General features: G+C 62.5%; 23 protein-coding genes. 8 read left to right on the top strand and 15 right to left on the bottom strand.

Translation table 11 applies throughout. From position 1 onward, the window contains the following. From AB0I57_RS06010 to AB0I57_RS05995, 4 genes are all read right to left on the bottom strand, one after another. On the bottom strand, nucleotides 1-972 hold the full coding sequence (locus tag AB0I57_RS06010) for a methyltransferase domain-containing protein (protein ID WP_358331196.1): 972 nt from the start codon (nucleotides 970-972) through the stop codon (nucleotides 1-3). A 57-nt stretch (nucleotides 973-1,029) separates the two neighbouring features. Continuing rightward, nucleotides 1,030-1,809 carry an enoyl-CoA hydratase-related protein gene (locus AB0I57_RS06005; protein WP_358331193.1) on the bottom strand — a complete coding sequence of 260 codons (780 nt, stop codon included), beginning with the start codon at nucleotides 1,807-1,809 and terminating at the stop codon, nucleotides 1,030-1,032. A gap of 68 nt (nucleotides 1,810-1,877) precedes the next feature. Next, on the bottom strand, nucleotides 1,878-2,720 hold the full coding sequence (locus AB0I57_RS06000; protein ID WP_358331190.1) for an NUDIX hydrolase: 843 nt from the start codon (nucleotides 2,718-2,720) through the stop codon (nucleotides 1,878-1,880). A 71-nt stretch (nucleotides 2,721-2,791) separates the two neighbouring features. Then, nucleotides 2,792-3,613 carry an ABC transporter ATP-binding protein gene (locus tag AB0I57_RS05995; RefSeq protein WP_358331188.1) on the bottom strand — a complete coding sequence of 274 codons (822 nt, stop codon included), beginning with the start codon at nucleotides 3,611-3,613 and terminating at the stop codon, nucleotides 2,792-2,794. 50 nt (nucleotides 3,614-3,663) lie between these two features. Between AB0I57_RS05995 and glgX the strand changes: the two genes are divergently transcribed. After that, nucleotides 3,664-5,811 carry a glycogen debranching protein GlgX gene (gene glgX / locus AB0I57_RS05990; RefSeq protein WP_358331185.1) on the top strand — a complete coding sequence of 716 codons (2,148 nt, stop codon included), beginning with the start codon at nucleotides 3,664-3,666 and terminating at the stop codon, nucleotides 5,809-5,811. Nucleotides 5,812-6,496: 685 nt separating this feature from the next. Here glgX and AB0I57_RS05985 read toward each other — a convergent pair. The 3 genes from AB0I57_RS05985 to ctaD form a co-directional block, all read right to left on the bottom strand. Continuing rightward, nucleotides 6,497-7,276 carry an aminoacyl-tRNA hydrolase gene (locus AB0I57_RS05985; RefSeq protein WP_358331182.1) on the bottom strand — a complete coding sequence of 260 codons (780 nt, stop codon included), beginning with the start codon at nucleotides 7,274-7,276 and terminating at the stop codon, nucleotides 6,497-6,499. Beyond that, a complete protein-coding gene (gene serB, locus AB0I57_RS05980) occupies nucleotides 7,273-8,493 on the bottom strand; it encodes a phosphoserine phosphatase SerB (RefSeq protein ID WP_358331179.1) in 1,221 nt (406 codons plus the stop codon). Before serB ends, AB0I57_RS05985 begins: the two co-directional genes overlap by 4 nt. Nucleotides 8,494-8,598: 105 nt before the next feature. After that, nucleotides 8,599-10,389 carry a cytochrome c oxidase subunit I gene (ctaD, locus tag AB0I57_RS05975; protein ID WP_358331176.1) on the bottom strand — a complete coding sequence of 597 codons (1,791 nt, stop codon included), beginning with the start codon at nucleotides 10,387-10,389 and terminating at the stop codon, nucleotides 8,599-8,601. A 330-nt stretch (nucleotides 10,390-10,719) separates the two neighbouring features. Here ctaD and AB0I57_RS05970 point away from each other — a divergent pair, with 330 nt between their 5' ends. The 6 genes from AB0I57_RS05970 to AB0I57_RS05945 all read left to right on the top strand — a co-directional run bounded on the left by AB0I57_RS05970 (nucleotide 10,720) and on the right by AB0I57_RS05945 (nucleotide 14,872). Continuing rightward, nucleotides 10,720-11,781 (top strand): iron-siderophore ABC transporter substrate-binding protein, encoded by a 1,062-nt coding sequence (locus AB0I57_RS05970; protein ID WP_358331173.1) that lies wholly within the window; start codon nucleotides 10,720-10,722, stop codon nucleotides 11,779-11,781. 126 nt (nucleotides 11,782-11,907) lie between these two features. Then, complete coding sequence (locus AB0I57_RS05965; RefSeq protein WP_358331170.1) at nucleotides 11,908-12,318, top strand: hypothetical protein; 411 nt, start codon at nucleotides 11,908-11,910, stop codon at nucleotides 12,316-12,318. A gap of 2 nt (nucleotides 12,319-12,320) precedes the next feature. After that, nucleotides 12,321-13,598, top strand: coding sequence for a putative T7SS-secreted protein (locus AB0I57_RS05960; protein WP_358331167.1), 1,278 nt, complete (start codon nucleotides 12,321-12,323; stop codon nucleotides 13,596-13,598). Further along, entirely contained in the window at nucleotides 13,595-14,212 is a 618-nt protein-coding gene (locus AB0I57_RS05955; protein ID WP_358331164.1) for a hypothetical protein, read from the top strand. Before AB0I57_RS05960 ends, AB0I57_RS05955 begins: the two co-directional genes overlap by 4 nt. 27 nt (nucleotides 14,213-14,239) lie before the next feature. Further along, a complete protein-coding gene (locus AB0I57_RS05950) occupies nucleotides 14,240-14,431 on the top strand; it encodes a hypothetical protein (RefSeq protein WP_358331161.1) in 192 nt (63 codons plus the stop codon). Between the two features lie 30 nt (nucleotides 14,432-14,461). Continuing rightward, complete coding sequence (locus AB0I57_RS05945) at nucleotides 14,462-14,872, top strand: hypothetical protein (RefSeq protein ID WP_358331158.1); 411 nt, start codon at nucleotides 14,462-14,464, stop codon at nucleotides 14,870-14,872. A 66-nt stretch (nucleotides 14,873-14,938) separates the two neighbouring features. Here AB0I57_RS05945 and nrdF read toward each other — a convergent pair whose 3' ends face one another. From nrdF to AB0I57_RS05925, 4 genes are all read right to left on the bottom strand, one after another. Continuing rightward, entirely contained in the window at nucleotides 14,939-15,904 is a 966-nt protein-coding gene (gene nrdF / locus AB0I57_RS05940) for a class 1b ribonucleoside-diphosphate reductase subunit beta (RefSeq protein ID WP_358331155.1), read from the bottom strand. Nucleotides 15,905-15,950: 46 nt separating this feature from the next. Then, on the bottom strand, nucleotides 15,951-18,032 hold the full coding sequence (gene nrdE, locus AB0I57_RS05935) for a class 1b ribonucleoside-diphosphate reductase subunit alpha (RefSeq protein WP_358333204.1): 2,082 nt from the start codon (nucleotides 18,030-18,032) through the stop codon (nucleotides 15,951-15,953). A 56-nt stretch (nucleotides 18,033-18,088) separates the two neighbouring features. Next, the gene (gene nrdI / locus AB0I57_RS05930) at nucleotides 18,089-18,565 is read right to left on the bottom strand and encodes a class Ib ribonucleoside-diphosphate reductase assembly flavoprotein NrdI (protein ID WP_358331152.1); all 477 of its coding nucleotides are present in this window, start codon (nucleotides 18,563-18,565) and stop codon (nucleotides 18,089-18,091) included. Between the two features lie 88 nt (nucleotides 18,566-18,653). Further along, complete coding sequence (locus tag AB0I57_RS05925; protein ID WP_358331149.1) at nucleotides 18,654-18,887, bottom strand: redoxin NrdH; 234 nt, start codon at nucleotides 18,885-18,887, stop codon at nucleotides 18,654-18,656. Nucleotides 18,888-19,261: 374 nt separating this feature from the next. On the opposite strand from AB0I57_RS05925, the gene AB0I57_RS05920 reads away from it, so the two are divergent. Further along, a complete protein-coding gene (locus AB0I57_RS05920; protein ID WP_358331146.1) occupies nucleotides 19,262-20,095 on the top strand; it encodes a siderophore-interacting protein in 834 nt (277 codons plus the stop codon). A gap of 56 nt (nucleotides 20,096-20,151) precedes the next feature. Here the strand turns inward: AB0I57_RS05920 and rpsR are convergent, their stop codons facing one another. From rpsR to rpmB, 4 genes are read right to left on the bottom strand one after another with little or no spacing between them, the layout of a single operon-like run. After that, entirely contained in the window at nucleotides 20,152-20,406 is a 255-nt protein-coding gene (gene rpsR, locus AB0I57_RS05915) for a 30S ribosomal protein S18 (RefSeq protein WP_358331143.1), read from the bottom strand. Between the two features lie 17 nt (nucleotides 20,407-20,423). Continuing rightward, a complete protein-coding gene (rpsN, locus tag AB0I57_RS05910) occupies nucleotides 20,424-20,729 on the bottom strand; it encodes a 30S ribosomal protein S14 (RefSeq protein WP_358331140.1) in 306 nt (101 codons plus the stop codon). Nucleotides 20,730-20,733: 4 nt separating this feature from the next. Then, nucleotides 20,734-20,898: a 50S ribosomal protein L33 gene (gene rpmG / locus AB0I57_RS05905; RefSeq protein WP_358331137.1), complete on the bottom strand. Its 165-nt coding sequence runs from the start codon at nucleotides 20,896-20,898 to the stop codon at nucleotides 20,734-20,736. A 5-nt stretch (nucleotides 20,899-20,903) separates the two neighbouring features. Further along, nucleotides 20,904-21,140, bottom strand: coding sequence for a 50S ribosomal protein L28 (gene rpmB, locus AB0I57_RS05900; RefSeq protein WP_070378098.1), 237 nt, complete (start codon nucleotides 21,138-21,140; stop codon nucleotides 20,904-20,906). Nucleotides 21,141-21,223 lie beyond the last annotated feature (83 nt).

The raw sequence follows: 21,223 nt of genomic DNA, 5'->3' as shown, positions 1-21,223 counted from the left end.
TCAGTTGCCGGACTTCACACCGGTGATCATGACGTTGTAGAAGAACTGGCGCGGCACCACATGCCGCAGAATCTTCTCGTCGACCCAGCTGAGTGACTTCCAACCATTGAAAGCGAATCGACCCCAGCCCCAACCAAGCTTCTCGGAGGGCACCGCAGCCTCGAAGGTACGCACCGGCCACCCGAGCAGAGCTGCCGCGAACTCCTCGGTGGCAGCCCGAACCTCCACTGCACCGGCCGACTTCGCAATCTCCTCGAGGTCGCTCGGATCGAACGTGTGCAAATCGACAACTGCTTCGAGTGCCGCCGCGCGTGAAGACTCGTCGAGTTCTGCCTGGGGGCGGCGCCAGTCGGAGAGGAAGGGCAGCTTCGTAACCCGGGTAGTGGTTTCCCACGTCGCGCGGCCGAGCCAGCGTGCGTAGAAGTTCCCGATCGTGGTGGGTTCACCGGCGAACAGGAAACGCCCACCTGGCTTCAGCACACGCAGAACCTCGCGCAGTGACTGCTCCACATCCGGGATATGGTGCAGGACAGCGTGCCCCACGACGAGATCGAATGTGTCGTCCTCGTACGGGATGGTCTCGGCGTCGGCCACGCGCCCGTCGACAGGGAGTCCCAGGCTCTCGGCGTTCCGCAGCGCGACCTTGACCATGCCGGGCGAAAGATCGGTGACCGAGCCGGTCTTCGCGACTCCACCCTGCATCAGGTTGAGAAGAAAGAACCCGGTCCCGCATCCCAGTTCGAGTGCTCGCTCGTAGGGTAGCGGCTGATCCCCCGCGACGGCGTCGAAGCGCCCACGCGCATAGTCGATGCACCTCTCGTCGTACGAGATCGACCACTTCTCGTCGTACGTCTCGGCTTCCCAGTCGTGATAGAGCACCTGGGCGAGTTTGCTGTCCTTCATCGCCGCCTCTACCTGTTCGGCAGTGGCGTGCGGGTTGGGAGCGGGGTCGTCATGGGGGCTTGCAGTCATGCGGCAGATCCTACTCGGTGGTAATGCTGAACAGCTTCGGGATTTTCGGGCTCCACACTACTCGCCAGTGAACTGAGCCTTACCTGGACCGTTCTCGATGAACGATTCCATCCCGATTGTGCGGTCCCTGGTGGCGAACAACGAGGCGAACAGCTGCCGCTCGATCGCCAAGCCACTGTTCAGGTCGAGCTCGAGGCCGTGGTCGACGGCGGCCTTGGCCGCCGCCAGAGCACGACCGGCTCCATTGGTGAACTGCGAAGCCCAGCTGCGCGCAGCTTCGTAGACATCGTCCGGTGGCACGATCTCGTCGATCAATCCGATCGCCAAAGCCTCCTCGGCACCGACGAAACGACCCGTGAACACCAGATCCTTGGCCTTCGACGGCCCGATCAGTCGGGCCAGGCGCTGAGTTCCACCGCCACCGGGGATGATGCCGAGCAGGATCTCCGGCACACCGAGTTTCGCGTTGTCGCCGGCGATGCGACGATCAGCGGACAGTGCCACCTCCAGGCCGCCACCGAGTGCGTAGCCGGTGATGGCCGCGACGGTGGGCTTCGGAATCTCGGATACCGCGCCGAGGTCGGACTGCAAGTCGCCGATCACATCCGTCATCTGGCCGAAATCCATCTCCGACATCTCTTTGACGTCCGCTCCTGCGGCAAAGACCTTCTCGCCGCCATAGACAATTACGGCTTTGACGTCGGAGTTGACGGTGGCCTCCCGCACCGCCGCTCGCAACTCCTGCTGAACCTGGCGGTTGAGCGCGTTCATCGGGGGCCGCGCGAGCCGGATCGTGCCGATGCCTTCGGATACTTCGAGGGTGACGAACTCAGCCATGACGGAGAGGTTACTTGCCTACCTTCGACACGGTTTCGCGGGCAGGCCCGCATCCGCGTCGACCTGCGTCAGTCGCGAACAGACCACGGATGCGGTCCATTCTCGTAGTAGCCGTCTTGCCCCGGAAACTCGACCCGAATCGGTTCCCTGTCGGTGATCAGCGTCGGCAGAATCACCGGGATCTCCGGTTCCGCGGCTAGGACCTCGGCAACCGAGCCGAAGGCGCTGAGCGCCTCGAGTTGGCTCCAGGTCGGGGGCAACAAGATACTGCTACCGCGCTGCCATTGCGCGAGCGCGTCGGCGGGGCTCAGCCACGCCACCTCCTCGGCTTCCGACGTCGCGCCGTCGGCCACCTGACCATTCGGGGCAGCGGCGACGAAGAAGCGAGTGTCGTACCGGCGCCGCTCACCGATCGGAGTAATCCAGTTGGCCCAGGGACGCAATAGATCGGCCCGCAGGACCAGGTTCTCACGTTCGAGAAAATCACTGAACGACAGTTCGCGATTCTCTAGTCGAACGCGCGCCTGGGCGTAGTGCGACGTGTCCTCGACCACCGTGTCCGGGCTGGGTCCCGCAAGGAGGACGCCACACTCCTCGAACGTCTCACGCACGGCGGCGCACACGAGAGCTCTCGCGAGGGCCGCATCGGTGGACAAGCGCTGCGCCCACCACTCGACCGGCGGGCCTGCCCAGCGGACTTCGGCTCGAGCATCCGACGGATCGACCCCGCCGCCAGGGAAGACCGTCATCCCACCGGCGAACGCCATCCCCGCGACCCGGCGGAGGAGGAACACCTCGATACCCGAACTGCCGGCGTCAGCCGCGACATCACGGATCAGGATGACAGTGGATGCGTCCTTCGGCGTCACCTCGGGGTGCACCCGAGGTGTTCGCTCGTGATTCGAGACCATGACTGTGGAACCTACGCCACCGGTGAAGCCCGTCTCCGTTGGACTCCCGTTGTAACGAAGATCACAATCGGTCAGCCGTGGATAGCCGCCGGAACGAGCGTCCTGCGAGCAAAGAATCGACCGTCTACCTTGTCGAGGCTCATGGGCGCACCAAATGTTTCGCTCAAATTTTCGGCCGTGATGACCTGATCCAGCAGGCCTTGCGAGACCACCCGTCCCTCGTTGAGCAGCAACGCGTGAGTGAATCCCGGCGGAATCTCCTCGACGTGGTGAGTGATCAGAACCGTAGCCGGGGCGTCCGGATCGGCGGCGAGGTCCGTGAGCCGTGAGACGAGTTCCTCGCGTCCGCCAAGGTCGAGACCGGCGGCGGGTTCGTCGAGCAACAGCAGTTCCGGGTCCGTCATCAGAGCGCGTGCGATGAGCACACGCTTGCGCTCACCTTCGGAAAGAGTGCCGTAGGTGCGCGAGGCGAGATGGTCGGCGCCAAGGCTTTTGAGCATCTCGAACGCACGATCGGTATCGAGAGAGTCGTAGTGCTCATGCCAGCGCCCGAGGAGGGCATACCCCGCCGAGACGACGAGATCACGCACAACCTCGTCTCCCGGCACCCGGTTGGCCAAGGCCGAAGAAGACAGCCCGATCCTCGGACGCAACTCGTTGACGTCGACCCGACCGAGTCGTTCACCCAACACGTGGGCGCGGCCACTTGTGGGGTGTAGTTCGGCGGCAGCGATCCGTAACAACGACGTCTTGCCTGCCCCGTTCGGTCCGAGCACGACCCATCGCTCGTCCAGTTCCACCTTCCAAGACACTGGGCCGACGAGCGTGTTGCCCGCGCGCCGGAGATGGACGTCGTCGAACTCGATGAGAAGATCGGGATCAGGTTCATGCACGCACCCATCTTCCCGCACATCTTTCGAGCATTCACGGCAGGATCAGTTAGGTGTCGTCTCACATCGATTCGCACCCCGGCCAGAGCCCGTCAACTCGGCCGGGACTCCGACTGCCCGGGTCCCCGTTTCCCCTGGGAGCACGGGCGGACGGAGAGACGACGCGGTTCGCTGTCCATGCCCCCGACGCAGAACTGGTACAGGTGTGCCTGATTTCGCATGACGGGAACGAGACCCGCATCGATCTGACGCAACGCACCTACGGCATCTGGCACGGCGTCGTCGAGGGCGTAGGCGTAGGCCAGATGTACGGCTACCGGGCACACGGGCGTTGGGACCCCACGAACGGTGTGCGATTCAATCCGGCAAAGTTGCTGCTCGACCCCTGGGCGCGACGCCTGACCGGCAAACTGGGCGACCACGAAGCCCTGGTCTCTCACGATGGCGACCCGTTCGGTGGACCCTCACCGCGTGACAGCCTGGGGCACACACCGCTGTCGGTCGTGACGGCCGACTTCATACCGACGTCCGGTCCACGGATCGAGAGGCCGTGGGAGGAAACCGTTGTCTACGAACTCCACGTGGGATCGTTCACCGCGCGCCACCCCGACGTGCCCCCTCGATATCGCTGCACCTACCTCGGTCTTGCCGAGCCCGCAGTCATCGGTCATCTCGTCCGGCTCGGAATAACCGCGGTCGAACTGTTGCCGGTCCAGGCACATCTCACGGAGGCCACGTTGCGCTCGCGCGGCATGCGCAACCATTGGGGATATTCCACCGCTTCGTACTTCGCTCCACACCCAGGCTATGCGGCGGAACCGGGCGCAGAAATCGACGAGTTTCGCATCATGGTCGACGCTCTGCACGCCGCGGGCATCGAGGTAATCCTCGATGTCGTCTACAACCACACCTGTGAACAAGATGTCGGCGGCATCAGTGTCAGTTGGCGCGGTCTCGACGCCCCCGGCTACTACCTCCTCGATACCGAGGGAAGAGACATCGACCTGACAGGTTGCGGGAACACGGTTGACGCGCACTCCCCGATCACCGTCCGGATGATCGGGGACAGTCTGCGCTACTGGGCTGAGGATATGGGCGTCGATGGGTTCCGGTTCGACCTCGCCTCCGCACTCGGCCGACCTCATGGTGGTCAATTCGATTCTCGTGCTTCGGTGTTCTCCTCGATTACCGCAGATCCGGTTCTGTCCCAACGCAAGTTGATCGCCGAGCCGTGGGACGCCACCCCGGACGGGTACCGCGTTGGAGACTTCGGAACTCAGTGGTCAGAGTGGAATGATCAGTACCGCAATACTGTTCGACGATTTTGGAACGGCGATACCGGAGTGCGTGATCTCGCTTCTCGACTGGCGGGGTCGGAAGATCTGTATGCGGATAGGCGGCCCTGGGCATCGGTCAACTTCGTGACTGCGCACGACGGGTTCACTGTAGAAGACCTCGTCTCATACGCTCACAAGCACAACGAGGGCAACCGGGATGGCAACCGGGACGGTGCCGCTCACAACGATTCCGTCAATCACGGCGTCGAGGGGCCGACCGATGACGCGACGATCACCGTCGCGCGTTCAAGGCACGTGCGAGCCCTCCTTGCTACCCTCGCGCTGTCGACCGGTACGCCGATGCTCACGGCAGGCGACGAGTTCGGTCATACGCAAGGCGGAAACAACAACGCCTACTGCGTTCCCGAGCACACCCCGAGAGAAGATGCGTGGCCACTCGACTGGAACATGCGGGACGAAACTCTGACAGCCTTCGTGACCCGCGCCCTTGGCCTGCGTCGCGCATCCCCAGCGCTCCGCCAGCCCGAGTTCTTCGAGGGAAGGCACACGCCCACCGGACACCCCGACCTCGTCTGGTTCGGAGGGGACGGCAAGGAGATGGACTATCACGCGTGGCACGACGAGTCCCGCCGCACCCTCCAGGCGTGGATCGACGGATCCGACATACGCTCCCACACCCAAGCCGGCTCCGCGCTCGCCGACGACAGCCGACTACTCGTCCTTCACGCGGGTGGACCCGTCGAAATCGCCCTGGGGTGCCCCGAATGGTTCTACGGGTTGCTACTCACCGAGTTCGACTCGACTGAACCCGACGGCGCACCAGCACCGGGCGGTCCGATATCGGGGGACTCGACGATCACACTGTCGGGACCGACAGTGCTCGTCTTCCGCGCCATCGGGTAGATACTGCCGAACCGCATCATCAGCTGGACCAGTGGGCCGATCCCGAACGCATAAATCAGGGTGCCCACCCCCACTGTCCCTCCGAGCAACCACCCGATCGAAAGAACCGTGACCTCGATCGATGTTCGAATTACCCTCACCGACAGGCCGGTTCGCGCCACCAGTCCGGTCATGAGGCCGTCTCTCGGCCCCGGGCCCATCCCGGCGCCGATGTACAGCGCTGTCGCGAGAGCGTTGAGGGCAACGCCGCCGAGCAAGATCGCAAACCTCGCGACCTGGGAGTCGGGCGGATTCATCAACGAGAGAGAGATATCCACCGAGACGCCGATCACCATCACATTGGCGATCGTGCCGAACCCGGGTTTCTGGCGGATGGGAATCCACAGCAGAAGAACCCCGACGCCGGTAAGAGCAGTCACCGCACCGAAACTCAGGGGCGTGCGGCCGGTGATCCCCTGATGAAACACGTCCCACGGGGACAGACCCAACGCAGCCGTGATCATCAGGGCCATCGAAAATCCGTACAGCCACAATCCGACGAGCAAAGCCGTCAAGCGTCGAGTAAGCATGACTGTCAGTGTCGGGCTCGAGCCTGCCGCAACATATAGCCAAAACTCAGGTACTGGACCGCCCTGTGCCGGCTATACGAAAGCGCCTGAACCGGATTCGCAGGACAGTTCCATGCTCAGGGGCAGGCGATCACGGTCATCGATCCAGGAGCTATCTCCGTGAAACCCGCATCACGTACGGCGACCGCCCTACCGAGCGCCGCCTGACTCGTCAACGCATCCCAGGATCGCGGGTCCGCGTCACGTACGGCACATCGGTATCCATCCGCAGCCCACTTACGCGCCCGTTCGGTGCTCATCGCGGCGGCGAGAAGCATCGACGCATGACCCACCTGTGCCGCAGCCTTTCCCACAGTCATGTTCAGGGCAGAGTTGGTCCACAGCACCGGAACCCCGTCCGGGATCTCGCCGGGCTCGTCGTGATCGAAATCGGTGCCCCCGACCTGCAACTTCTTCACGCGCGGATCAAGCGCGCCAACCGCACAGGGCACTAGGGCACGGGCCTGCGCACCGCCGACGTCCACAGTGATCCCGTCCACCTCCTGCACGGCCAACCATTGCGCTCCACGCGCCCTGCGCGACACCTTGCGCATGCGGGAAGTGAACCAGGCGAGAAAGCCCTCTCGCCACGGTCCGGGTACACCCTCCTCGTCCACTCCTACGCGGGCATCGAAACACAGTGACGCCACCGCGGTCGCGGCAGCCTCCAGCAGCGCACTGCGAGGCGGAGGCTCGGGCTTCGGAATATGTAACACGATGGGCATGGCGAGGATCTGATCCGGATCGTCCGGATCAGGCCGACCGCCGTACCCTGCCGCAAGGAGAGCGCGACGCTCCTCCCATTTGGCGTCGGGACCGGACTCGTCGGCGAGCGCGTCATGACGCAATTTCGTCATGACAGCGGGACCCGCCTGACCAGGCCATCCACCGCGTCCGCAGCCTCGACCTCATTACGGGTGACACCGAGAATGAACAGCACGGCATCCAGGTAGGGGTGCGACAGCGCCGTATCTGCCACTTCCCGCAGCGCAGGCTTCGCGTTGAACGCAATTCCCAGACCGGCGGCGTTGAGCATGTCGATATCGTTGGCACCGTCGCCGACCGCAACGGTCTGTTCCATCGGAACGCCGACCTGGCTGGCGAAGTTGCGCAACGCCGTGGCCTTCGCAGGTCGATCGACGATGTCTCCGACCACCTTTCCGGTCAGTTTGCCGTCCACGATCTCGAGCGTATTGGCCTGGACGAAGTCGAGTTCGAGTTCGTGGGCCAACCCCTCGATGACCTGTCGGAAACCACCCGACACCACACCGCACCGAAAGCCGAGCCTGCGCAGTGTACGGATGGTGGTCCGCGCGCCCGGCATCAGCTCCAGGCCATCGGCGACTTCGTCGACGACGGAGGCGTCCAGACCCGCGAGTGTGGCGACACGCTGGTGTAATGATTCCGCGAAGTCGATCTCACCCCGCATCGCCGATTCGGTGACGGCGCGGACCTCGTCCTCGACGCCTGCCCGAGCCGCGAGCATTTCGATGACCTCACCCTGCACGAGAGTGGAATCGACATCGAAAACTATGAGGCGCTTGGCCCGGCGGGCCAGTCCCCCGCGTTCGACGGCGATATCGACGTTCTCGCGAGCGGCCACCTCAGCCAGCACCGTGCGCAGGCTCTTATCGGCCTCTACGGTATCTGGGGCGCTGGCGAGGAGCTCCAGGCCGGTCACGGGGTAGTCCGCGACACCCCTGATCGAGTCGATGTTGACTCCCAATGTGGCCATCGCACGCGCTACCGATCGCATCGCTCTGGCGGACACTGGGCTGCCGAGGACCACTATCGCGTGGCTCGGCAGTGACTGCCGGCCAGGATTCGCACCGATCTCAACGTCCACCGACATCCCGACAGTGGCCATGGCCTCTTCGAGCTCTTCGTGTAGGGCCTCGCCGTCCTCAGGGCACACCACCAAGACACCGAGGGTGAGGCGGCCTCGAATTACCACCTGCTCCACGTCCAGAAGGCTCACGTCGTGGCGGGATAGCACCGCGAAGAGAACCGAGGTGACGCCGGGCCGGTCGGGCCCGGTCACGGTCACCAGAACAGTGGTGTCGACTACACCCACCAGAGAACTCCGATCATTTTGCTCACAGGGTTGGTCCGCCACCTATTGTGCCAAGTAAAAGGCCCCGCCCAATGTTGGAGCGAGGCCTTTTCGAACTACTCGGGGTCAGCGGCCGGAGTCGGTTCCGCGGCCCTCTTCGTCGCCAGTGGTCAGCGACTCGCTGCGATCCTTTTCGAGCACGGTGCCGGACTGCTTGCCACCATGGCCCGGGCCGACGTGCGCCTCTGCTTTCATCCGCTCGATCATGTGCGGGTAGTGCAGTTCGAACGCCGGGCGCTCGGAGCGGATGCGCGGCAACTCGGTGAAGTTGTGGCGTGGCGGCGGGCAACTGGTGGCCCACTCGAGCGAGTTGCCGAAGCCCCACGGGTCGTCGACGGTCACGACTTGGCCGTACCGGTAACTCTTGAAGACGTTCCAGATGAACGGCAGCGTCGAGGCACCGAGGACGAACGCAAACACGGTCGAGACCGAGTTCAGGACGGTGAAGCCGTCGGAGGGCAGGTAGTCGGCGTAGCGGCGCGGCATACCCTCGTTGCCCAGCCAGTGCTGAACGAGGAACGTGCCGTGGAAGCCGATGAATGTGGTCCAGAAGTGCCACTTACCCAGGCGCTCGTCCATCATCCGACCTGTCATCTTCGGGAACCAGAAGTAGATGCCCGCATAGGTGGCGAATACGACGGTACCGAAGACCACGTAGTGGAAGTGGGCGACAACGAAGTAGCTGTCAGTGAGGTGGAAGTCGAGTGGCGGGCTCGCGAGGATGACACCGGACAGGCCACCGAAGAGGAAGGTGACGAGGAATCCGATCGAGAACAGCATCGGCGATTCGAACGTCAACTGGCCTTTCCACATCGTGCCGATCCAGTTGAAGATCTTCACACCCGTGGGCACGGCGATAAGGAAGGTCATGAACGAGAAGTACGGCAGCAAGATTGCACCCGTCGCGTACATGTGGTGGGCCCACACCGCGATCGACAGCGCCGCGATGGCGAGGGTCGCATAGACAAGGCCGGTGTATCCGAACACGGGCTTACGGCTGAAGACCGGGAAGATCTCCGAGACGATGCCGAAGAACGGCAGGGCGATGATGTACACCTCTGGGTGGCCGAAGAACCAGAACAGGTGCTGCCACAGCAGGACGCCGCCGGTGGCCGGGTCGAAAATGTGGGCACCGAGATGCCGGTCCGCGAACAACCCGAAGAAAGCGGCGGTCAGCAGCGGGAACGCGAGCAGAATCAGGATGCTGGTGATGAAGATGTTCCACGTGAAGATCGGCATCCGGAACATCGTCATACCGGGAGCACGCAAGCAGATGACCGTGGTGATCATGTTGACACCACCGAGGATGGTGCCGAGGCCGGCGACCGCGAGGCCCATGATCCAGAGGTCGGCTCCGACGCCCGGGGAGTGCAGCGCGCTCGTCAGGGGTGTGTATGCGGTCCAGCCGAAGTCCGCCGCACCACCGGGGGTGATGAATCCGGCGGTTGTGATGATCGCACCGAACAAGTACAACCAGTAGCTGAACGCGTTGAGCCGAGGGAACGCGACGTCAGGGGCACCGATCTGCAGCGGCAGGATGTAGTTGGCGAATCCGAACACGATCGGAGTCGCGTAGAGCAGCAGCATGATCGTGCCGTGCATGGTGAACAGCTGGTTGTACTGTTCGTTCGACAGGAACTGCATGCCTGGCACAGCGAGCTCGGCGCGCATCAGCAGGGCCATCAGCCCGCCGATGAGGAAGAAGGCGATCGAGGTCGCTATGTACATGATCCCAAGCATCTTGGGATCGGTGGTCGTAATCATTTTGTAGATGTACGAGCCCTTGGGTCCCTGCCGCGGCGGGTAAGGCCTGGCTGCAGCTATCTCGGGGACTGGCTGGGGCGCTACGGCAGTCACTAATCCTCCTGAATGCGCGTCCGGCCTCGGGCTGCGAGGCGAACGGTCTCTGGCTTGCGCTCATCGAATCGTAGACCGTGCCCCGCGAGGACGCCGACTCGGTCCTACCCAGCGTCGTACTTACCGGGCGTCAACGCACACGAAAACTTCTATGACCAGCAGTTATCCTCTGTCGGAGTCCCGGAGTTGGTGAGGCCCGGCGCAGTAGAGTCGATCACCGAGAAACCGGGGCCCTCCAGTTCGCCGCTGCCGTCTGTCGCCGGATGCCTTAGGTATGGACAGCCGCTGCGGCTAACCTTAACGCGCCCGCACACACAGGAAGCTGCTGAATTGTCCCTCGCTACAGTTTCGACAGCCCGACGCGCGTTCGCCGGTCTCGTCGCCGTCACCGCCGTCGTTCTCGCCAGTTGCTCCCAGCCATCCGACGACGACGCGAGCACGATCATCCGGACGACCACGAAGATCGAAGGCGCCGGGGTGGTGGGAATCGACCGGGATACCACCGCTGCCTGCGCCCTACCGACGCCAGTGGACCCAGGCCTGGCCCCTGACGGTACGCACCACGTCGTGCACACCGCGGGTGAGAGTGACGTACCGTCCGATCCTCAGCGCATCGTCGTGCTCGATACACCAGCCCTGGACGCTGTGTGCTCGCTCGGGCTGTGGGAGCGCGTTGTCGGGGCCGCGGTCGACGACGGAGAAACATCGCAGCCCACCTACCTCGGCACCGGCATCTCACACATTGCAAGCATCGGCTCGGAGGACGACCCGAATCTCGATCTGGTCGCGCAAGCGAACCCGGACCTGATTCTCGGATCGAGCCCTACGGGCGACGACTCGTACGCCGAGTTCAGCGCGGTGGCACCAACTGTCTACGTCGGTTCGGATCCCGTGAACTGGAAGACGCAGTTCCTTCTGGCCGGCAATGCTCTCGGACGCGCCGACTCAGCCAGCGCACAACTCGAGCAGTACCAGCAAGACGCTGCCCTACTCGGATACGACATCGACTCGTCCCAGACACAAGCGTCGGTCGTGCGATTCGACTCCGACAGTCTCCATATCCAGGGCCCTTCGAGCTTCGCAGGGCAAGTACTCGCCGATGCCGGAGTACGCCGGCCGGCGTACCAGGATCTCGGCGAATCGGTTACGGCTGCCGTTCCTGACGACGACCTCGAGCAAGTGGAGGGCGACCTCGTCTACGTCATCATCGACGACATGAGCAAAGCCCATGCCGAGGACGTGATGGCCAGTGATGCCTGGCAAAACCTGGGCGCGGCCGAGGACGGCCGGGTCTTCGTCGTCGCAGACGCCATCTGGACCGGCAACGGACTCGTTGCGGCGCATGCAGTTCTCACCGACTTGAGAGACACACTCAACGCGTACGTCAGCTAGAGCACTTCTGGTCGAACTCCGGGGACCATTGCTCTCGGCTGCACTGCGGCAACGTCTCCTGCCTGTCCCAACCGAACGACCGATGTTGTAGCGTGCCTTGGTCAACTGCGAACTCGGGGGGAAGCCGTGTCGGGGGAAATGTATCTGGATATCGAGGCGTTCGGTGGGCTGATCAGCACGCTGGACACCGCGGCAACCGACATGACGGCGGCCAACAACAGGCTCGCCGACGCCGAGAGCAGCGACCTTGGCGGCGCCGACCTCGATCGGGCTGCCGCGAACTTCCGTGACCGGTGGAAGTACGGAATCGAACGGATCGCGAAGTCGACAGGAACGATGGTCACCGGACTCGAGGCGACCCGTGACCTATACGCGCTCCAGGAGCAACTCAATACGGACGCGCTCAATACGGTCGACAATTGCATTCCCGATCCCGAGCCGGCGTCTCCGAGTACTGACGCAGGCCCCAGCCTGTGGTCCGGTACAGCCCCGGCATCAAGCCCGATTCAGGACTCCAGCCTGAACCTGGGGTTGTGATGGTGACGCAACCACCCCCGTCGAGCCCTCTGTCCGCGTCGGCCAACAGCCCCGTCGCCTCTCCCGGGTACCCAAATCTGGGATTCGACCCGGCACCCGGCAACCCCGCCGTGGTCGGGCGTTTGTCGTCCGAACTCGGCGAGGTGGCAACCAAACTCGAGACCGCGAAGGACGCACTTCGCGAGACCGGCCACTCCTATGGCATTTGGCGCGGCGGGGCTGCCGAGGCATTCCGCAATCAAGTCGGCGAACTCCCCGATCATCTCGACACCGCCGGGGACTCCATGCGCAAGGCGAGCCGGGTGCTCGGTGATTGGAGTGACGACCTTTCCGCCTTCCAAAGGAACGGGCGGGAACTCGAAGATCTCGCACGTGTCGCCAAGCGGAACCTGGAAAACGCCCAAAACGACCCCGGATTACTCGAAGCCGACCGAACCTACACCGATTCGCAGCAACTCGCCGCAGCCCAGTCTCGCCTCGACGCCGCATTGGACCGTCTCCGACGTGCGCAGAGCGAACTCGACGCAATCATCGAGCGGGCCGAAGCACTGGCCCGGCGCCATCGCGAACTCGTCGAACTCGCCGCGCGTGCACTTGACGACGCCAGCCGCGACGCACCCGAAGAGGGCTTCTTCGAACGTCTCGGCAAAGCCCTCGACGCCATCGTCGACGGCATCGAAGATCTCGCGGCCGACATCTGGAAGTACATCCAAGACAACGCCGATCTGATCAACGAGATCTCGAACACGCTCTCCACATTGAGCACCGTCCTCGGTGTGGCGGCTGCGGCCACGTTTGCCTTCCCACCACTGAGTGCAGCGCTCGGTTCGATATCCCTGGGGTTGGGAGCCGCGGCACTGGCCGGTCACGCTCTGGCGAAAGCCGCCGGCGCCGACGTTACCTGGACGACGATCGCCCTCGATGCGTTTGGCGTTGCAACCGGTGGCGCCGGAAAGCTGATCGGCGCCACCGGGGATGCGGTAGAGGCAGCCGCGAAGTCCGCGGATGCCGCAGGTGACAGCTTGAGCGCTGCCGGAAAATTTGCGGCCGCGGACGACATCAAGGCATTCAACATAGGATTCGGTTTCGAAAGCGCCGCGTTCACCGTCGGCACACCCATGGGCATGCAACTCATCGGTGTGGAAGACAGCCCCACCAACATTTTTCAAGATGTCTACACATACATGGTCCCCAAGACTCCGAGCGAAGTAACGAACACCCTGATCTACGGTCCTGCTGGCGGCGCCATCGCGAACACGATACTTCGGGACACACCGTGACCATCACACTCAGCGTTCCCACAGGATTCGTTCCAATTCCACTCGGCGACTCTTCCGAGGCCAGGAAAGCGGCCACCGACGCCGTCATCGCGGCGGCCGGCGACGATCTTCCCGATCGTGAATCGGTTGCTGCCGGACTATCGGCCGCCGGTAAACTGCTCCGCGAAGCGGGTGCGTTACTGGCCGGTGTGTTCGTTCCACCCAGCTCCGGTCCCGAGCACTACGTGACACTCACCTGGTCGATCGGACACCTTCCGGCCGGGGGGCCGGAACTGGGCGACACAGAATCCCTTGTCGAATACGCCCGGGCACTCGCAGATGTCATCAGCCAAAGCAATCCGCTGGCTGTTGTCCAGTATCGCGACCTCGGCTGCGGCCCTACTGTTCTCGTCGCGCGATCAACACTGTTTCGGAGCCCCGATAGTGACGTGGACGACGACCCGACCACGATATCGACGGAACAAGTGCAAGCCATCATTCCGCTATGGGATGGCCACCGACTGCTCCTAGTCGATGTCAGCTCCTCCACACGTGACCACTGGGCTGAATCCCTCGAGATTGCGCTGGAGGCGATTGACCGCATCCGAATTGACCCCGACGACGAACCCACCTGATCTACGTAGCCGACCCGAAAGTACCAAATGCACTATCACGAACGCATCGCAGCACGCTTCGACGGGCGCGACCTCGTCAAGATCTATTCGGATGCCATGCCGCCCCAACAGCTTGCAGCCATCGCATACGAACGCGGATACGTCTTCGCATGGGGCTGGCTGGGACGAAACCGGAAGAGCGGGACCTTCTGCTTCCGCAGGCTGTTTCCCGCACAATGACCGCAGAACGCAGTAAGAGCAGGTGAACGTTTGCTAACCAACCTATCCCAGCGGGCCGACGAGCATTTCCGCTGGAACTTGGACATCTATCTCACCCTGTTACTCCTGATTTGCATCCTAGGCGTCGCGCTGATTCCGACGTTCCACCGGTGGAAGATACGGCACGGCGCCAAGAATGCACCCTCACCGGACATCCAGGAAGCCGACATCGCAGCCAAATTCGACGGAAGGGAATTGGTCAAGATCGATCACAGGCGCTACACGATCACCATCGCAAGGATGAATGGCATCGCCAATCGCTTCGGCTACTACTACATCGGTGAGAAGGGATACAACTTCGGCAGCGTCCAAGTCGCCTTCCAGAAACTTCCGGCGCCGCCCCCGCTGCCGATACCGAACTTCAGTCAGAAATGGCGACAGCACCCGCAACCGAAGAACTGATGCCCAATGTCACTCCGACGCAGTTGAACTGCGATGGTGTGACATTGGGTCTGACCACAGGGGCGTTTAGAAGTCCCAGTCTTCGTCTTCGGTGTTGACAGCCTTGCCGATGACATACGAGCTGCCCGAACCGGAGAAGAAGTCGTGGTTCTCGTCCGCATTGGGTGAGAGTGCCGACAGGATCGCCGGGTTGACCTCCGTCTCGTCCTTCGGGAACAGGCCCTCGTAGCCGAGGTTCATCAACGCCTTGTTGGCGTTGTACCGCAGGAACTTCTTGACGTCCTCAGTTAGCCCGACCTCGTCGTAGAGATCCTGGGTGTAATCGACTTCGTTGTCGTAGAGCTCGAAGAGCAACTCGAACGTGTAGTTCTTGAGTTCGTCGCGCTCAGCCTGGGTGAGCTGCTCGAGGCCCTTCTGGTACTTGTAGCCGATGTAGTACCCATGGACGGCCTCGTCACGAATGATGAGACGGATCAAATCAGCGGTGTTGGTGAGCTTCGCTCGCGAAGACCAATACATCGGCAGATAGAAGCCCGAATAGAACAGGAAGCTCTCGAGCAGGGTGGACGCCACCTTGCGCTTGAGCGGCTCGTCGCCCTGGTAGTAGTCCATGACGATCTCCGCCTTGCGCTGCAGGTTCCGATTCTCCTCGGACCAGCGGAAGGCATCGTCGATGTCGCGGGTGGAGCACAGCGTCGAAAAGATCGAACTGTAGCTCTTGGCGTGCACCGACTCCATGAATGCGATGTTGGTGTACACCGCTTCCTCGTGCGGGGTGATCGCGTCCGGGATGAGGCTGACGGCGCCCACGGTGCCCTGAATGGTGTCGAGGAGCGTGAGCCCCGTGAACACCCGCATCGTGAGCTGCTTCTCCTGTGCGGTGAGTGTGCCCCACGACGGAATGTCGTTGGACACTGGCACCTTCTCCGGCAGCCAGAAGTTGCCGACGAGACGGTCCCACACCTCGGCGTCCTTCTCGTCCTGGACGCGGTTCCAGTTGATCGCGGAAACGCGACTAACCAGCTTGACCATTTCAATCCTCACTTCGTTCGGCTGTGAGTGCGGGCGGAGAAACCGCCTACAACATGCAGGAAACGCAACCTTCGACCTCGGTCCCCTCTAGCGCCATCTGGCGCAGACGGATGTAGTACAGCGTCTTGATCCCCTTGCGCCACGCGTAGATCTGGGCCTTGTTGATGTCGCGTGTCGTGGCGGTGTCCTTGAAGAACAGCGTCAGCGACAACCCCTGGTCCACGTGCTGCGTCGCGGCAGCGTAGGTGTCGATGATCTTCTCGTACCCGATCTCGTAAGCATCCTGGTAGTACTCCAGGTTGTCGTTGGTCAGGTACGGCGCCGGGTAGTAAACCCGACCGATCTTGCCCTCCTTGCGGATCTCGATCTTCGACGCCACCGGATGAATGGAACTGGTGGAATTGTTGATGTACGAGATCGACCCGGTGGGCGGGACGGCCTGCAGATTCTGATTGTAGATTCCGTGCTTCTGCACCGACGCCTTCAATTCGCGCCAGTCGTCCTGTGTCGGGATGTGTACACCGGACTCTGCGAACAGTCGCCGCACCCGCTCGGTCTCCGGCTCCCAAACCCGATCGATGTACTTGTCGAAGTACTCACCGGACGCGTACTTGGACTCAGGAAAGCCCTTGAAGTGCACTCCGCGTTCGATCGCGATCTGGTTCGACGCCCGCAACGCATGGAACACGACGGTGTAGAAGTAGATGTTCGTGAAGTCGATACCCTCGTCGGAGCCGTAGAAGATCCGCTCACGAGCCAGAAAACCGTGCAGGTTCATCTGTCCGAGGCCGATAGCGTGAGAGTCGTTGTTGCCCTGCTCGATTGACGGCACCGAGTAGATGTGCGTCTGATCCGATACTGCGGTGAGCGCGCGGATCGCCACCTCGATGGTCCGCGCGAAGTCCGGCGAGTCCATCGTCTTCGCGATGTTCAGCGAACCCAGATTGCAGGAAATGTCCTTACCGACCTTGTTGTATGTGAGGTCGTCGTTGAACAGTGACGGTGTTGACACCTGCAGGATCTCAGAGCACAGGTTGGAGTGGGTGATCTTGCCTTCGATCGGGTTGGCCCGGTTCACCGTGTCCTCGAACATGATGTACGGGTAGCCCGACTCGAATTGCAACTCTGCGATGGTCTGAAAGAACTCGCGCGCCTTGATCTTCGACTTGCGAATCCGCTTGTCGTCGACCATCTCGTAGTACTTCTCGGTGACGTTGATGTCCGCGAACGGGACGCCGTAGATGCGCTCCACGTCGTACGGCGAGAAGAGGTACATGTCCTCGTTCTTCTTCGCGAGTTCGAACGTGATGTCGGGGATCACGACGCCCAGCGACAAAGTCTTGATTCGGATCTTCTCGTCGGCGTTCTCGCGCTTGGTGTCGAGGAACCGGTAGATGTCGGGGTGGTGGGCGTGCAGGTACACCGCGCCGGCGCCCTGGCGCGCGCCCAGCTGGTTGGCATACGAGAAGGAATCCTCGAGCAGCTTCATGATCGGGATGACACCCGAACTCTGGTTCTCGATCTTCTTGATCGGGGCACCGTGTTCACGAACGTTGGTGAGCAGCAAGGCGACTCCGCCACCACGCTTGGACAGCTGCAGAGCCGAGTTGATAGAGCGACCTATGGACTCCATGTTGTCCTCGATGCGCAGCAGGAAGCAGGAGACGGGCTCGCCTCGCTGCTTCTTGCCGGAGTTGAGGAACGTCGGGGTGGCCGGCTGGAACCGTCCGGCGATGATCTCGTCGACCAGTTTGACGGCCAGGTCCTCGTCGCCTGCTGCAAGGGTCAGCGCGACCATGCAGACACGGTCCTCGAACCGCTCGAGGTAACGCTTGCCGTCGAACGTCTTGAGTGTGTACGAGGTGTAGTACTTGAATGCGCCGAGAAACGTTGGGAAACGGAACTTCTTGGAGTAGGCGTGTTCGATCAGCGACTTCACGAACGCGCGCGAGTACTGGTCGAGCACCTCCGGCTCGTAGTAGTTCTCCTCCACGAGGTAGTCGAGCTTCTCGTCCAGGTTGTGGAAGAAGACGGTGTTCTGGTTGACGTGCTGCAGGAAGTACTGCCGGGCCGCCGCGACATCCTTGTCGAACTGGATCTCGCCGTTCGGCCCGTACAGGTTGAGCATCGCGTTGAGTGCGTGGTAATCGAGACCGCTCGTCAAATCTCCACCGCGCACGTCCTCTACGCTCCCCGCGTCGATGGTGTCTGTGATGGTCGGCGCCACTGCTGCTGCTCCTCGTCGTCTAAGTGATCCCAGAATTCACCCAGACCTGCCCTGACCCGTTCGATGTCTTCGGCTGTGCCCATGAGTTCGAAGCGGTAGAGGTAGGGAACGTGACATTTCTGAGAGATGATGTTTCCTGCAAAGCAATAGGATTCACCAAAATTGGTGTTTCCCGCCGCGATCACGCCTCGGATCAGCGACCTGTTGTTCTTGTTGTTGAGAAATCGGATGACAGGTTTCGGGACGTAGCTCGTGTCACGGCCTGTCGATGTTGTCCCGCCCCCGTAGGTAGGAACGATCAACACATAGGGTTCATGGACCTCGAAGGTGCCTTCGCGGTCATGGATGGGTATGCGCGTCGCAGGCAGCCCGAGCCGCTGGACGAATCGGTGCGTGTTCCCCGAGACGCTGGAAAAGTACACCAGCGATGTCATCGGTCCTTCACCATCTGGACTAGTGCTAATGGTTACTTCCGTCCGAGGCGTCGGTTGCCCTCGCCTCGGACGATGCGATCGCCTCGCTTCAAGCAGCGCTGGACGAAAGGGTCTTGATGCGATCGGGGCGGAATCCCGACCAATGCTCGTCACCAGCCACGACCACGGGCGCCTGCATGTACCCCAACGCCAGGACGTAGTCGCGAGCCTCGGGGTTTTCGGTGATGTCGACAACGGAGTACTCGATGCCCTCCTTGTCGAGGGCACGGTAGGTGGCATTGCACTGAACGCAAGCGGGCTTGGTGTAGACGGTGATGCTCATGAAGTCCCTCTTTCCACTGCCAAATCAAGCTGACGAAGTGTGTGTTCGGCGCGCACTGGGATTCCTTTACTCGAGATGGTGACGACCTCCGCTGGAGAGCGCTCACCGAGCAAAATTCCGTTGTGGTCCCCCAGTGCTCAAGACACTACACCTAGTGGCTGACAGAAGCACCTAACCCGAGATGTTGTGAGTCACATTGATGAAATTCCCTGGTCGGCATCCCGCAAACCGGAGATTTCCACGCTCACGTCGGCGTGTCGCACATCACATTTTTGCCGTGATGCAGGTCACATCCCTGGGCCGTGCTCGGCCACCGAACTCAGCGAGCTTACGTGCAGTCCACGCAGCCGTGCGCGGCCGGGTAATTTGAGCGAATGCCCGGCGACTCCCCCGAACACTTCAACTGGTCGGCACCCGTGGTGCGCACCCGAAGGGTGACGCCGAACATGCAGAGAATCACCCTCGCAGGCGGAGACCTCGGACGGTTCGAGTCCACCGGGATACCGGACGAACACCTCCTGCTCGCGTTCCCACCCCACGGAACCGAGAAGCGCAGCTACACCGTGCGCCGCTGGGACGCCGAAATCCAAGAGATGGACATCGATTTCGCCGTCCACGCCGGCGGGACTGCGGCGCGCTGGGCGGTGCAGGCACGGCCGGGCGACAAGCTCGGATTCTCATCCGCCTCCGGTTGGTACGCGCCTCCGTCCGACGCAAACTGGCAACTCCTTCTCGCCGATATGACCGCGCTGCCCGCCCTCAGCCGAATCCTCGAAGAGATGCCGAGTTCGACCCCGGTACACGTGATCGCTGAGGTCGCCACACCGCAGGACCGGCAAAGACTGGTAACCGATGCGAAGCTCACCGTGACCTGGCTACACCGGAGCGGCAACGGTGCGGGGAGCAGCCTTCTCGCCGAGGCAGCTCGATCCTGGTCGCGACCGGGCGGTCCGGGTTACGTCTGGTTCGCCGGGGAAGCGAAGGTCTCTCGAGAGGTAAGGCGCTGGCTTCGGCACGAGCTGGGCTGGCAAGCGAATCGCTACGACGTCGTCGGGTACTGGCGCGAGAACCAAGAGGAGTGGGTCGCGCACTATGAGACGGTCCGAGAACATATAGAAGCCGCCGCAGACTCTGCCCTGGCAGCGAGTGAAGACTTCGACGTGGTACGAGACGCCGTCGACGCGGCCCTCGACCGGGCCGGCCTCTAGCGCCGACCCGCCGGCGGCGAGCAGGGACCCGGCCGAGACCTTGGTGGTGTCGCGGCCTATCTGATGGTGAACGGCAGCAGCGCCATCTCACGCGCGTTCTTCACAGCGGTGGCGACCTGGCGCTGTTGCTGAGGAGTCAGGCCCGTGACACGGCGGCTGCGGATCTTGCCGCGATCCGAGATGAAGGTGCGTAGGAGACTGATGTCCTTGTAGTCGACGGTCTCGATTTCGGCCGCGATCAGCGGATTCTTCTTGCGGCGGCGTCCCAGCTCACTTGGAGTCTTCTTCGACGGCGCCCTCTTGGCTGCCATCGTTCTTCGTTCTTCCTTTACCAGCTCGACCTGCATATGCCTGGTAGCTCCCCGCGGTGAGCCATCTCGCGCATCCGCACACGCGAGAGGCCGAACTTGCGCATGTAGCCGCGCGGACGCCCATCCGTGGCATCTCGATTGCGCAATCGCACGGGACTCGCGTCCCGCGGCAGCCGTGCCAATCGGGACTGCGCTGCGGCACGCTCCTCGGGTGTGCTGGCCGGTCTCCGGATCGTCTCCTTCAACTCCTGCCGCAGCGGGGCGTACCGGGCGACGACTCGCTTGCGCTGCTCGTTCTTGGCGATCTTCGACTTCTTGGCCACGTGCTCAGCGCTCCTCTCGGAAGTCGACGTGCCGACGCAGCACCGGGTCGTACCGGCGCAGCACCATACGGTCGGGGTCGTTGCGCCGGTTCTTCCGCGTGTAATACCGGTAGCCGGTTCCCGCCGTCGAGACGAGTTTGACCAGCGGACGGATTTCATTGCGTGCCATGACTTTTAAACCTTCTCTCCCTTGGCCCTCATGCGTGCGACAACGGCCTCGATGCCGTCGCGGTCTATCGTCCGGATGCCCTTCGGGGTCAGACGCAGGGTGATTCGGCGACCCTCTCCCGGCAGGAAGTAGGTCTTGGTTTGGATGTTCGGGTTCCAGCGCCGGGCGGTCCGGCGATGGGAGTGCGAGACCGATCGTCCGAAGCCGGGTCGTCTGCCGGTCACCTGGCAGTGAGCGGACACGGGTGCTCCTTTCCGGCCGGGTGGGGCCGATTAATGACAACGATTGTCGTTAGCCGGCGATCGAGTGTAGTGTCGTCAGTCGT

This window comes from Rhodococcus sp. NPDC049939 (assembly GCF_040656415.1).
In the GTDB taxonomy this organism is placed as follows: domain Bacteria; phylum Actinomycetota; class Actinomycetes; order Mycobacteriales; family Mycobacteriaceae; genus Rhodococcus_F.
Note: the sequence above shows the minus strand (reverse complement) of the source record. Positions and strands in the feature narration are given on the sequence as shown.

What these genes read in the sequence shown, in the direction of transcription:
- AB0I57_RS06000 (WP_358331190.1), bottom strand. Translation starts at nt 2,720, where the DNA reads ATGGTCTCGAATCACGAGCGAACACCTCGGGTGCACCCCGAGGTGACG.
- rpsR (WP_358331143.1), bottom strand. Translation starts at nt 20,406, where the DNA reads ATGGCAGCCAAGAGGGCGCCGTCGAAGAAGACTCCAAGTGAGCTGGGA.
- AB0I57_RS05985 (WP_358331182.1), bottom strand. Translation starts at nt 7,276, where the DNA reads ATGACGAAATTGCGTCATGACGCGCTCGCCGACGAGTCCGGTCCCGAC.
- AB0I57_RS05925 (WP_358331149.1), bottom strand. Translation starts at nt 18,887, where the DNA reads ATGAGCATCACCGTCTACACCAAGCCCGCTTGCGTTCAGTGCAATGCC.
- nrdF (WP_358331155.1), bottom strand. Translation starts at nt 15,904, where the DNA reads ATGGTCAAGCTGGTTAGTCGCGTTTCCGCGATCAACTGGAACCGCGTC.
- AB0I57_RS05920 (WP_358331146.1), top strand. Translation starts at nt 19,262, where the DNA reads ATGCCCGGCGACTCCCCCGAACACTTCAACTGGTCGGCACCCGTGGTG.
- nrdI (WP_358331152.1), bottom strand. Translation starts at nt 18,565, where the DNA reads ATGACATCGCTGGTGTACTTTTCCAGCGTCTCGGGGAACACGCACCGA.
- AB0I57_RS05950 (WP_358331161.1), top strand. Translation starts at nt 14,240, where the DNA reads ATGCACTATCACGAACGCATCGCAGCACGCTTCGACGGGCGCGACCTC.
- nrdE (WP_358333204.1), bottom strand. Translation starts at nt 18,032, where the DNA reads ATGCTCAACCTGTACGGGCCGAACGGCGAGATCCAGTTCGACAAGGAT.
- rpmG (WP_358331137.1), bottom strand. Translation starts at nt 20,898, where the DNA reads ATGGCACGCAATGAAATCCGTCCGCTGGTCAAACTCGTCTCGACGGCG.
- AB0I57_RS06005 (WP_358331193.1), bottom strand. Translation starts at nt 1,809, where the DNA reads ATGGCTGAGTTCGTCACCCTCGAAGTATCCGAAGGCATCGGCACGATC.
- AB0I57_RS06010 (WP_358331196.1), bottom strand. Translation starts at nt 972, where the DNA reads ATGACTGCAAGCCCCCATGACGACCCCGCTCCCAACCCGCACGCCACT.